The 12,662-nt window shown below is 33.6% G+C and carries 13 protein-coding genes; 1 reads left to right on the forward strand and 12 read right to left on the reverse strand.

Going from position 1 to position 12,662, the window contains the following annotated elements; translation table 11 throughout:
- Window positions 1–63: 63 nt before the first annotated feature.
- The 5 genes from B2X73_RS08940 to mutS form a co-directional block, all read right to left on the reverse strand.
- Complete coding sequence (locus B2X73_RS08940; RefSeq protein WP_219033619.1) at window positions 64–828, reverse strand: C40 family peptidase; 765 nt, start codon at window positions 826–828, stop codon at window positions 64–66.
- A complete protein-coding gene (locus B2X73_RS08945; RefSeq protein ID WP_286494672.1) occupies window positions 828–1,475 on the reverse strand; it encodes an O-methyltransferase in 648 nt (215 codons plus the stop codon). The genes B2X73_RS08940 and B2X73_RS08945 overlap by 1 nt, the downstream gene beginning before the upstream one ends.
- Window positions 1,476–1,655: 180 nt before the next feature.
- Complete coding sequence (gene acs / locus B2X73_RS08950; RefSeq protein WP_280037598.1) at window positions 1,656–3,560, reverse strand: acetate--CoA ligase; 1,905 nt, start codon at window positions 3,558–3,560, stop codon at window positions 1,656–1,658.
- 97 nt (window positions 3,561–3,657) lie between these two features.
- Window positions 3,658–4,461: a M48 family metallopeptidase gene (locus tag B2X73_RS08955; RefSeq protein ID WP_219033622.1), complete on the reverse strand. Its 804-nt coding sequence runs from the start codon at window positions 4,459–4,461 to the stop codon at window positions 3,658–3,660.
- Window positions 4,462–4,471: 10 nt separating this feature from the next.
- On the reverse strand, window positions 4,472–7,027 hold the full coding sequence (mutS, locus tag B2X73_RS08960; protein ID WP_286494675.1) for a DNA mismatch repair protein MutS: 2,556 nt from the start codon (window positions 7,025–7,027) through the stop codon (window positions 4,472–4,474).
- Between the two features lie 80 nt (window positions 7,028–7,107).
- Between mutS and B2X73_RS08965 the strand changes: the two genes are divergently transcribed.
- Window positions 7,108–7,638, forward strand: a complete 531-nt coding sequence (locus B2X73_RS08965; protein WP_125348748.1) for an RNA methyltransferase — start codon at window positions 7,108–7,110, stop codon at window positions 7,636–7,638.
- 53 nt (window positions 7,639–7,691) lie between these two features.
- Here B2X73_RS08965 and B2X73_RS08970 read toward each other — a convergent pair whose 3' ends face one another.
- The 7 genes from B2X73_RS08970 to B2X73_RS09000 all read right to left on the reverse strand — a co-directional run bounded on the left by B2X73_RS08970 (window position 7,692) and on the right by B2X73_RS09000 (window position 12,600).
- Complete coding sequence (locus B2X73_RS08970; RefSeq protein WP_115001464.1) at window positions 7,692–8,144, reverse strand: GNAT family N-acetyltransferase; 453 nt, start codon at window positions 8,142–8,144, stop codon at window positions 7,692–7,694.
- A 235-nt stretch (window positions 8,145–8,379) separates the two neighbouring features.
- A complete protein-coding gene (locus B2X73_RS08975; RefSeq protein ID WP_291071818.1) occupies window positions 8,380–9,747 on the reverse strand; it encodes a deoxyguanosinetriphosphate triphosphohydrolase in 1,368 nt (455 codons plus the stop codon).
- 79 nt (window positions 9,748–9,826) lie between these two features.
- Window positions 9,827–10,159, reverse strand: a complete 333-nt coding sequence (locus B2X73_RS08980; protein ID WP_221854340.1) for a hypothetical protein — start codon at window positions 10,157–10,159, stop codon at window positions 9,827–9,829.
- Window positions 10,160–10,176: 17 nt separating this feature from the next.
- Window positions 10,177–10,989: a TPM domain-containing protein gene (locus tag B2X73_RS08985; RefSeq protein WP_280036030.1), complete on the reverse strand. Its 813-nt coding sequence runs from the start codon at window positions 10,987–10,989 to the stop codon at window positions 10,177–10,179.
- Window positions 10,970–11,410, reverse strand: coding sequence for a TPM domain-containing protein (locus B2X73_RS08990; protein ID WP_291066886.1), 441 nt, complete (start codon window positions 11,408–11,410; stop codon window positions 10,970–10,972). The genes B2X73_RS08985 and B2X73_RS08990 overlap by 20 nt, the downstream gene beginning before the upstream one ends.
- Before the next feature lie 5 nt (window positions 11,411–11,415).
- Entirely contained in the window at window positions 11,416–12,018 is a 603-nt protein-coding gene (locus B2X73_RS08995; RefSeq protein WP_180904995.1) for a LemA family protein, read from the reverse strand.
- 114 nt (window positions 12,019–12,132) lie between these two features.
- A complete protein-coding gene (locus tag B2X73_RS09000; RefSeq protein WP_125348739.1) occupies window positions 12,133–12,600 on the reverse strand; it encodes an ABC transporter ATPase in 468 nt (155 codons plus the stop codon).
- Window positions 12,601–12,662: the final 62 nt, after the last annotated feature.

Genomic DNA, 12,662 nt, shown 5'->3' on the forward strand with positions numbered 1-12,662 from the left:
TTTAGATTTGATTTCAATTAAAACAAAAAAATCATTTCTTTCGAAATGATTTTTGCTCTATTATTAAGGAATTAATTTTCGAATGCATCGCAGTTTATGCGAATATTTTTGAGAATCGGTATTGAAAATTCCATTTGTATCGATTGGATCAATTCTAACTTTTCCGTGTGCGTGCAAAATTTTTCCATTGCCACACATAATTCCGACATGAATAATTAGACCTTCTGCATTATCAAAAAAAGCTAAATCACCTGGTTCTGCTTCTTCTACAAAACTCAAAACTTCACCCATTTCCGCTTGTTGATAAGCATCTCTTGGAATTTTATAGCCACCTATTTTGTACACTTGTTGCGTTAAACCAGAACAATCAATACCGAACGAAGATTTTCCTCCCCACAAATAAGGTACATTTAGATAGGCTTTTGCAATTTCTACCAATTGATCTTTTGATTTTTTACCAGACGTATATACCCCAAAATATTCAAAACATTTTGGACCAATTTTGATTTTACTTTCATTCAAAGTACGAACCTCAGCTCCAATTGTCAACGTCATTGGCAAGCCATTTTCCATCGCATGATTATACGGATTAATTGCAAATTTCTCGATCGAATCTTTATTATATTCTTCTTCCGAAATTTCTACAATTTGTTTTGGATCTAGCCAACCTTCGTAACCATCAAAAGCTAACTGAACTTTAGTCCATTTTTCTAATTCTTCTAAAATAATCAACTTTTCTCCAAACAAAACCTGACTCACCATTTCTGATGAATCTCTTGCTTCGTAGCGCAATGGCGCAACACTTACTTGACAAATGGCGTACTTCATTATTTTTTTCGAATTAACGTAATTCCGTCACGAATTGGTAAAATTATCGACTCTACTCGTTTGTCTTTCGTTACCATTTCATTAAATTCTTTCAAAATTTTTGTCGAAGGATCTTTTTTATCTTCCTCTTCCATCATTACTTTTCCGTACCACAAAACATTGTCAACTAACATGGTTCCTCCTGGACGTAAAAGTTCTAAAACTTTTTCAAAATAATAAGGATAACTCTCTTTATCAGCATCAATAAAAGCTAAATCTACAGAATTTTTCTCGATTGTTTCTAATTCTTCGCGTGCATCATTGATTCTAAAATCAATTTTTGAAGCAAATTCAGATTCATCAAAATATTTTCTGCACAAATATTCCAATTCATCATTTTTATCCATCGTAATGATTTTTCCATCAGCAATCAAACCTTCTGCCAAACACAATGTTGCGTAACCTGTAAAAGTTCCTAACTCTAAAATAGTTTTTGGGGCTAAAATCTTTGACAAAATACTTAACAAACGACCTTGATATTCTCCCGAAATCATGTGTGGCTGCGTTGTACATTGATAAGTTTCAACACGTAAACGGCTCAAGATTTCAGGTTCTTGATCCACATGATGATCTAAATACGATTCTAAAACTGGTGAAATTTTTATCATACCTTTAAAAAGTCAACAAAATTACAAAAAATGCATTGAATATCGGCTATATAAAGGAAATTTAGAAGAGAAAATTTATCCAAAATAATCAAACCAAAAAAGCATTACTTTTTGGGTAATGCTTTTTGTTTTGAAAATTATTCTGATAAACTTAGGCTAAATCTTAACCTCAGCCTTACTTTAAATTTTTCCTTTCTGAATAACAGTTACAACATCTGGATCTAATAATGTTGAAGTATCGCCAAAATCAGTTTCGTTACCTGCAATTTTTCTCAAAATACGACGCATAATTTTTCCGCTTCGCGTTTTTGGTAAACCTGAAACAAACTGTATTTTATCTGGTTTTGCAATTGCTCCAATTAATTTAGAAACTCCATTTTTTATTTCTGCTTCAAGTTCTGGTGAACCTTGTACTCCATCTTGTAAAATCACGAAAGCATATAATGCATTTCCTTTGATATCATGAGGATAGCCAACAACTGCGCTTTCCGCTACAGCTTCGTGTTCATTTATCGCATTTTCTATTGGCGCAGTTCCTAAATTATGTCCAGAAACAATCACCACATCATCTACACGTCCTGTAATTCGATAATTTTCCATTACATCACGATACGCTCCATCTCCTGTAAAATAATAGCCCGGAAATGTTGAAAAATAAGTTTCTACATAGCGTTTATGATCATCATAAATAGTACGAGCCATAGATGGCCAAGGAAATTTAATTGCTAAACGTCCTTCTGCTTTTTCATTTACTGCTTCTACTTCTTTTCCTTGTTCATCCATTAAAACTGGCTGAATTCCAGGAAGCGGTAATGTTGCAAACGTTGGACGAAGCGGCGTAATTCCTGCTAATGGCGAAATCAAAATAGATCCTGTTTCTGTTTGCCACCATGTATCCACAATTGGACAATTTCCTTTTCCAATATAATCATTAAACCAGTGCCAAGCTTCTTCGTTAATTGGTTCACCAACTGATCCTAAAACTTTAAGACTTGATAAATCATATTTCTCGACATAATCTAACGATTCACGAGCTAACGAACGAATTGCTGTTGGAGCTGTATAGAAATGTGTCACTTTTAATTTTTCGACAATTTCCCAAAAACGTCCAAAATCTGGAAAACTTGGAATTCCTTCGAACATTACCGAAGTTGCTCCACAAGCCAAAGGTCCATAAATAATGTAACTATGTCCTGTAATCCAACCGATATCTGCTGTACACCAATAAATATCGTTGTGTTCCATTTGGAAAATATTATCGAACGAATAAGCCGTTTCCACCATATATCCACCACATGTATGCACCATTCCTTTTGGTTTTCCCGTAGAACCAGAAGTATACAAGATAAACAAAGGATCTTCAGCATCCATAATTTCCGCAGGACAATTATCGTCTACTTTATGCATTTCATCAATCCAAAATTTATCACGTCCACCAACCATAGAAGTAGGCTCGATAGCACGACGATAAACGATACACGACTGAATAGAAGCACAATCTTTTAAGGCTTCATCACAAATTGCTTTTAAGTTAATTGATTTCGTTCCACGAAAAACTTCGTTTGCTGTCACCAAAACCTTACATTGCGCATCGTTGATACGAGAAGCTATAGCAGCAGAAGAAAATCCTGCAAAAACAATAGAATGTACCGCGCCAATACGAGCACAAGCTAACATCGCGATGGCTAATTCTGGAATCATTGGCATATAAATACACACACGATCTCCTTTTTGTACGCCATTATTTTTTAAGACATTCGCAAATTGGCAAACTTTTGAATGCAATTGACGATATGTAATAATTCGAGATTCTTCTAAAGGATTATTTGGTTCCCAAATTAAAGCTGTTTTGTTTCCATTTTTTTCCAAATGACGATCCAAAACATTTTCGGTAATATTTAGTTGTCCACCTTGAAACCATTTAAAATCTGCTTGTTCAAAATTATATTCAAGTGTTTTGTCCCATTTCTTTTGCCAAACGAAGTTTCCAGCAATTTTATCCCAAAATTTTTCAGGCTCCTCGACACTTTTTTTATACGCTTTCTTATATTCAGAAAACGAATTGATTCTAAAATTGTTAATCATTTTAATTTTAATTGTGGTTTTGAATACTAAATATAAAAAAAGCGAATCAATTTATCAAATTAACTCGCCTATATTTTACAAATGAATAAAAACTATTCTATTTTTCTTTATACGGACTTGCATTGTAATATGCTAAAGCAGTTGGTAAGGCTTCCTTTATTTTAGCCATACGCGTCGCATCCGAAGGGTGAGTACTCAAGAATTCTGAAACTCCTGCATTTCCACTTTTCGCCGCCATACGTTCCCAAAAAGGAATTGCTTGAGAAGGATCATAACCCGCCATCGCCATTAAATACAATCCTGTAACATCAGCATCTAATTCCATTTTACGAGAATAGTTTAGTAAACCAACTTGTGCACCTACAGGATATAATTGTTCAAAAACTTTTGCATATTCTGCATTTCCAATGGATCCACCAACTATTTGTCCTAAACCTTGTGCGGCCATTTGCTGAGAAGCTTGCTCCGCACTATGACCAGCCAAAGCGTGACCAATTTCGTGACCTAAAACAACAGCCAATCCCGTTGCATCTTTGGTAACAGGTAAAATACCTGAATAAACCGCAACTTTACCTCCAGGCATACACCATGCATTTACTTCGTTTGCATTTAACAACGTAAATTGCCATTGATAACCTTGTAATTGAGAAGATATTCCCTTTTCTTGATAATATTTTTCAGCGGCATATTTTAAACGTTCCCCTACTGTTTGCACCATTTTAGCATCGGCAGTACCTGTAATTACTTTCCCTTGTTTAAGAACCTGAGAATATTGATTGTAAGCTGTCGGAAATAAATCTGCATTAGAAACTAATGACAACGATTTACGTCCGGTAACAGGGTTTGTAGCACAAGAAGCTAATACTAAAGCTCCTGCTACAGTTAAAATTATTTTCTTCATATTTTTAAGTTTATTTACCAAGTTTCTTTTTGATTTCGTTCAATTTCATCAATGCTTCAACAGGTGTTAACGTATTGATATCTGTGTTCAGAATTTCTTCTCTTATAGAATCTAAAATTGGATCATCTAACTGAAAGAAACTTAATTGCATATTATCTTGCGTTATTTTCTCCGTTTTATTCGAGATTCCTTCATCTGTTTTCGTTGCTTCCAAAATTTTCAACACATCATTTGCTCTGTCCACCACTCGTTTTGGCATCCCAGCCATTTTAGCAACATGTATACCAAAACTGTGCTCACTTCCTCCTGGAACTAATTTTCTCAAAAATAATATTGTATCTTTTGTTTCTTTGATACTAACATTAAAGTTTTTGATACGTTCCATCGATTTTGACATTTCATTCAATTCATGATAATGCGTTGCAAACAATGTTTTTGGTTTCAAGGCACTTTGATGTAAAAATTCTGCAATTGCCCATGCAATCGAAATTCCATCGTAAGTCGAAGTTCCTCGACCAATTTCATCCAATAAAATCAAACTTCGTTCCGAAATGTTATTTAAGATACTTGCTGTCTCATTCATTTCGACCATAAATGTCGATTCACCTGATGAAATATTATCTGAAGCACCAACTCGAGTAAAAACTTTATCAATGATTCCTAAATCTGCAGCTTGAGCTGGAACAAAACTTCCCATTTGCGCCATCAAAACAATCAAAGCAGTTTGACGTAAAAGCGCCGATTTACCAGACATATTTGGTCCAGTAATCATAATAATTTGCTGATGATCCGAATTTAACTCAACATTATTCGACACATATTGTTCACCAATTGGTAATTGTTGCTCAATCACAGCATGACGACCTTCTTTTATATTTAGTTCAAAACCATCATTAAGAGAAGGTTTTGTGTAATTATTTTTCTCTGCTATTTCTGCAAAAGTTGACAAAACATCCAAAAATGCAATTGCTTTTGCCGTTTGTTGAATCGGTAAAAGTTTAGTGATAATTTCTTGTAACAATTCAATAAATAATTGATTTTCTATAGCAAGAATTTTTTCTTCTGCACCAAGAATTTGTGTTTCGTACTCTTTTAATTCTTCGGTAATATAACGCTCTGCATTCACCAAAGTTTGCTTACGAATCCATTCTTCTGGCACTTTATCTTTGTGCGTATTTCGAACTTCAATATAATAACCAAACACATTATTGAATGCAATTTTCAAGGACGAAATTCCAGTTCGTTCTGTTTCGCGTTGACACATTTGATCCAAATAATCTTTTCCAGAAAACTGAATTTTTCGTAATCGATCCAATTCTTCTGAAACACCTTCTCTAATTACATTTCCTTTTACAATTTGATGCGGAGGCTCGTTAGAAAGTGTATCAAAAATCTTTTGTGTTAAATGATCAATTGGTTCGATTCGAGAAAATAAATCTGCAACTTCTTTGATATTCGATTGTTCAGCAACTTCTTTTATTTCTTCCGAAATTTTCAAACTTTGTGCTAATTGTTGCAATTGACGAGGTGTAATTTTACCTGTCGAAACTTTTCCAGCCAAACGTTCTAAATCGGTTAATTGACCTAATTTTTCTCGCAAATCGTAACGTAAATCTCCAAATTTGTAGAAGTATTCGACAATATTTTGACGACGTTGAATTGATTTCAAATCTTTCAACACCATTACCATCCAACGATTCAACAAACGTGCTCCCATCGGAGTTTTGGTATCGTCTAAAACATTTAATAACGTAACACCTTTTGGATGTGGAGAATAAACCAATTCGAGATTGCGAATCGTAAATGGATCCATCCACACAAAACTATCTTGATTAAGACGCTGAATAGATGTTAGATGCTGAATTTCGAAGTGATGTGTGTCATCCAAATAAGCTAAAATTGCACCCGCAGAAATGATTCCATCTTTTAAATCCTCAATTCCAAAACCTTTTAGATTCTTAGTTTTAAAAAGATTGGTTAATTTATCAACTGCAAAATCATATTGAAAAGCCCAATCATCCAACAAAAATTTACTTTTGACATCAGAAAAATTATATTTAACACGTTTTTGGTAAATCACTTCACTTGGTCGAAACGATTGAATAATTTTCGCTACTTGATCTTCTTGTCCTTCCGAAACCAAAAATTCTCCTGTCGAAACATCTAACAACGCAATTCCAAAAGCTTTATCACCTTGATGAACAGCCATCAAAAAGTTATTCGATTTTGACGATAAAACCTCATCTTGCAACGCAACACCAGGCGTTACCAATTCTGTAACACCACGTTTTACGATACCTTTTACCATCTTTGGATCTTCGAGCTGATCACAAATTGCAACGCGTAAACCGGCTTTCACCAATTTCGGTAAATAAGTATTCAAACTATGATGAGGAAACCCTGCCAAAGCACTATTATCAGAACCATTGGCGCGTTTTGTTAAAACTATATCTAAAATGCGAGAAGCTCGCACAGCATCTTCTCCAAATGTTTCGTAAAAATCTCCCACACGGAACAACAACATTGCATCAGGATATTTCGCCTTGATGGTGTTATATTGTTTCATTAGAGGAGTTTCCTTATTCTTTACTACTTTTGTCAAATTATTATAAATTTTGAACAGCTAAGTTAGTTAAAAACGAAGTGATGAGAAAACTAAAATTAGACGAATTAGGTCGCGTTTCTGCGGAAGAATATAAAGCTATTGAAAAACACCCGATTGTTGTGGTGTTGGATAATGTGAGAAGTATGCACAATGTTGGTGCAGTTTTTAGAACTTCGGATGCATTTTTAATTGATAAAATTTATTTGTGTGGAATTACAGCAACTCCACCTCATAAAGAAATTCATAAAACGGCCATTGGTGCAGAAAATTCTGTTGATTGGGAATATGTGAAAGATTCGAATGAATTGGTTGCTAAATTAAAAGAAGATGGTTATCAAATTGTAACGATTGAACAAACGGAAGGTTCTGTTTTGTTAAATGAATTTGAAGTTGACCAATCTCAGAAATATGCAATTGTGATGGGAAATGAGGTTGATGGTGTGCAACAATCAATCATTGATCAATGTGATACGTGTATCGAAATTCCACAATCAGGAACAAAACATTCGCTTAATGTTTCGGTTTGTACAGGAATTATTTTATGGAAATGGTATGAAAGTTTTATGAAATAGCGTTAAGCAAAAATATAAACTCCAACTTTTCATCAAGTTGGAGTTTTTTGTTATTAAAAATTCACCGAAACATTAATCCATTCTGGATCAAAATCTGCGTTATATTTTTTATAGAAATTAATTGCAGGTTCATTCCAATCCAGAACTTGCCAAACCATTCCGTGGTAATTATTCGCTTTTCCATAAACAATTAATTCATCCAATAATAATTTACCAATTCCAGAACCGCGCATTTTTTCGGTTACAATCAAATCCTCCAAATATAATCTGCGTCCTTTCCAAGTCGAATAACGATCGTAATGCAACGCAATTCCTTCCACATTTCCGTCCACTTCTGCAACCAAAGAACCCCAAACTGGTTTATCTCCAAACCCGCATTCTTCCATTTCTTCTAAGGTTACCGTTACTTCGTCTGGTGCTTTTTCGTATAAAGCTAATTCGTGAATTAACTCTAAAATTCGAGGACAATCTTCTTTTCTTGCTTCTCGTATTGTTACATTTTTCATTATTGTGTGATGTTATTTAGTTATTCGTTATTCGAGACTAGAAATTAGTTATCTAGTTTACGAAACGTAGAATTCATTATTTTTTGTCATTCTGAATATAGCTTCAGCGAAATGAAGAATCTATAGATTCCTCCATTCGTCGGAATAACAAATTCGCTAATTTTTGATGAGATACTGAAACGAGTTCAGCATGACAATTTCTCTAAATTCGAGCTTCGTATTTCTAACTTCGTACTTAAATCGTCATTCCAATTTCGATTCCTTTGATACGACGATATAATTCTGTTGCGTAATTATCAGTCATTCCCGAAACATAATCCAAAATTCCCATTACCTTTTGATACTTTGTTCCTTTCTCATATAAAAACTGAGCAGGAACTAAACGCAAGGCTTTTTTCTCAAACGTTTTGCGTTCTTTTTCATCTTTTAAAATTGGAGGAATAAATTGCGAAAGCAATTCTGACATTACATTATAACCTGCATTTTCAATTTCGAGAACAGAACGATGATTATAAATATTTTCAATCGAGAAACGTTGAATTTCGTCTAAAACTCGTTTCGTTACTTGTTCCGTTTCATTTTTAATCACATCTAATAACGCCGTTTTAAATTCTCCTTTTACAATTTGATCAAAATTATTTTGGTAAACCTCAACTGATTTTTGCGTCAATAAATTAATTGATTTTGCACGTAAATACGCAATTCGATCATTTTTATCTGAAATAGATTTTAGTGTATTTTTTGTTTTATCAATTTGAGATGGATCTAAAGATTCAACTAAATTCAAGAATAATTTTCGGCATTTATCATGGTCAATAATTCCTAAACGTTGCGAATCTTCGACATCAATAATCGAATAACAAATATCGTCAGCCGCCTCTACCAACCAGACAAACGGATGTCGCTTGTAAATAATTGGCGAATCTTGTTCCAAAATCATATTTGTTTTTTCAGCAATCGTTCGGAAAGCTTCTTTTTGAGCCTGAAAAAAACCAAACTTCTTTCGATGCAATTGACTTTTATCTTTCGCAACCGATTCGCACGGATATTTTGCAATCGCAGCCAACGTAGAATATGTCAAACGTAAACCTCCTTCCGATTTTCCGTTTTGTTGTTGCGTTAAAATTCGGATTGCATTCGCATTTCCTTCAAAATTGATTAAATCAGCCCATTCGGATTCAGTAAAATATTGTTTCAAATCTGTTTCATGACGATCAAAATAAGAAGCAATCGCATCTTCGCCCGAATGTCCAAAAGCTGGATTTCCGATATCGTGACACAAACATGCCGCTGAAATAACATCGTGAATACTATATTTATAAAATTCTTGTGATTCTTTTGTTAATTTATAATTTTCGGAAATAAACTTTCCTACCAAATTTCCCATCGAGCGTCCAACAGACGAAACCTCTAACGAATGCGTCAATCGATTGTGGACAAATACACTTCCTGGCAAAGGAAAAACTTGCGTTTTGTTCTGCAAACGACGAAAGGCAGACGAAAAAATAATACGATCATAATCACGCTGATATTCTGATCTCGCATCCGACGTATCGTTTGTATTGCTGCGTTGATTGGTGTAAATATGATTGAGAAGTTCCATAAACTGATTTAGAAAACGAATTTAACGAATAATGTTCAGTCATAAAAAAATCCGAACGGTTTCGTTCGGATTTTTGGGTTTATTCGTGAAATTTTAAAAGATTTTTCATTCTTTCTGTAATATATTCATCTTGAAGAAAATTTGCTTCATTAAAGTTTAAATCAAACTTATATTGAACAGCTAACTCTTTTAGAATTTCAATTTCAGCTTTTATCTCTCCTTCAAACCAGTTGTCCCAAGCAAACAAAATTATTTTTTCATTTTTAGCTAATTTGTAAAAGTCGAAATCAATTGATTTATCAAAAATTTCATCATCATATTCACAAATAATTTTCCATTTATCTTTTACTAATTCATTAATAATTAAATAAAAAATATCAGTTTCAATATTTGTGACAATTTTAAAATTCATTAATCAAAATAGTATTTCTACCAACTACCAGATGCTCCTCCGCCTCCGAAGCTTCCGCCTCCGAAACCACCAAAGCCGCCTCCGCCACCAGATGATCCACCCCAAGAACTACCTCCTGAGCCGAAACCTCCGCCACCGAAAACAGAACTTCCTGTGTTCATAATGATAATATCATCTAACAAACTTCTTCGTCTGCCACCATTTCCTCCATTATTTCCTCCTTTACCTTTCGAAATAATAATAAAGATAAAAATGAAAAATCCTATGGCAAAAATCAATGCAAGCCAATCCATTTCTGGTTCTTGCGATTTTGGTTTGTCTTGCTTATATTTTCCTGCAAAAGCTTGAAAAATAGAATTGACTCCAGCATTTATTCCACCAGCATAATCACCTTGTTTGAAATACGGAATAATAACATTGTCAATAATCGATTTGTTGACACTTGGCGGTAAATAAATTTGAGCTCCATAACCTGTTCTAATCGTAATCTTACGATCTTGTTCACTTAAAACAATTACAACTCCATTATCTTTTCCTTGTGTACCAACTTTCCATTTTTCACCAATATCATTTGCAAACATTTCTAACGGATAACCATCTAGAGACTTCACTGTTAATACCAAAATTTGAGTAGATGTTGAATCATCATAGGCTACTAATTTTCGTTCTAATTCATCCAATTGCATTGCATCAAAAACATGTGCATAATCTTGCACAAGCTTTTTAGGCGGATGTTCCATCTTCACCAATTCATCCGGTGTCTGCCCAAAAACGGTTAAAATTGAAAGAAAAAAAGTTAGAAAAAAGTATTTAACTGTAGCTAATTTCATCTGGTAATTCGTTTGTATCATCCTCTTGATAAGGAAAATATTTTTTAAGTGCTTTGCCTGTTTTTTTTATTCCTTCACAAAGCCCTTTTACATAATGTTCTTTTTTGAAATGCTTGATGACCTCTTCTTTTATATCATCCCAAAAATCATCTGGTGTCACTTGATCAATTCCTTTATCACCAATAATTGTAAAGTTATGATCGGTTGGTGAAACATGAAACAACACACCATTTCTATCTTTGGTTTTGTGCATTTCCAATTGCTCGAAAACTTCTAAAGCTTTGTCAAAATGATTGGGAGAAGATTCGAATTCAATATGAACTCGAATTTCCCCACTTGTATTTTTCTCCGCTTTTTGGATGGCTTCGATTATTTTTTTTTCATCATTAGAGGAAAGAAATTTATGTTTCTTATTTCCCATAATGATTAGAATTCTACTTTAGGAGCATTCTCAGATCCTGCAGCAGCTTTGAAATAACCTTTTTTCGTAGCACCTGTAAAACCAGCGATTAAGCTGTTAGGGAAAGTTACAATCATGTTGTTAAATTTCTCTGCAGCATCGTTGTATTTTTTTCTTTCAAATAAAACTTCTTGTTCGATAGAAGATAATTCTGCTTGTAAAGAAGTAAAGTTTTGATTGAATTTAATATCTGGATATTTTTCAACAGAAACCAATAAGCGGCTTAATGTAGATCCTAATTGATCTTGAGCTTGTTGAAATTTCGCAATATTTGCATCTGTTAATTGACTTGGATCATCAATTTTAATTTGATTAGAAGTCGCTTTTGCACGTGCATCAATCACAGCTGTTAACGTTTCTTTTTCCATATTCGCAGCACCTTTTACCGTGTTCACTAAATTTGGAACTAAATCTGAACGTTTTTGATATGTATTTTCTACATTCGACCATTGTTTTTGCACACCTTGGTCTGTTGTTTTGATCGTATTCGAAACTCCAATTCCCCAGAAAACGATTCCTGCAAGAAGTAAAAGAATCACTCCGCCAATAAGACATCCTTTGTTTTTCATAGTATTTTTAATTTATTATTACGTAAAAATAGTGTTTTTTAAACAATATTTTATCAAAAATAAAACCGAGCTTATTTCTAAACTCGGCTTTAATATTTTTTGGATTTTAAGCGTTTAATTTAATAATGTTTTCGCCCAACTTTCTTCAATCGGTAATAACCAATTTTGCTTAAAATCATTCAAAGAAGAAATTCCATTATTGAAAACTTTTACATTTTTGATTTCTCCTTCTTTTACTTTTTGTTTGAATGTTGGTAATTTTTCGATAAAAACTTCCTGTTCATTTTCATACGAAACTAACATTCTGTTCAATAAATCGAACGAATAATCTGCATCAATTTCGCGTACGATTTTCGTTAATTTATCGATAGAACAACCACTTGCTGTCGCTTGATTTTCGTCTACACCAACTACAATAAATTGATCATAAGGTAAATCAAAATCAGCTAAAAGTTCAGCGCCATGCGCATTCCAATCCGCTATAAAAGTATTTAGTTTAGCTGTAATAGCTTGCTTTTCTTCTGTTGAGAATTTACGATTGGCTTGAAAAATCCAAATTCTTGAATCGTCTGCTAAATTCATTTTCTCTTTGTTTAAAATTTGTGTTTCAAAGATACGGAAATTTTAGATGTTAGATGTTAGAT

Origin of the sequence: Empedobacter sp. UBA7252 (assembly GCF_002472765.1) — a bacterium.
Lineage (GTDB): Bacteria > Bacteroidota > Bacteroidia > Flavobacteriales > Weeksellaceae > Empedobacter > Empedobacter falsenii_B.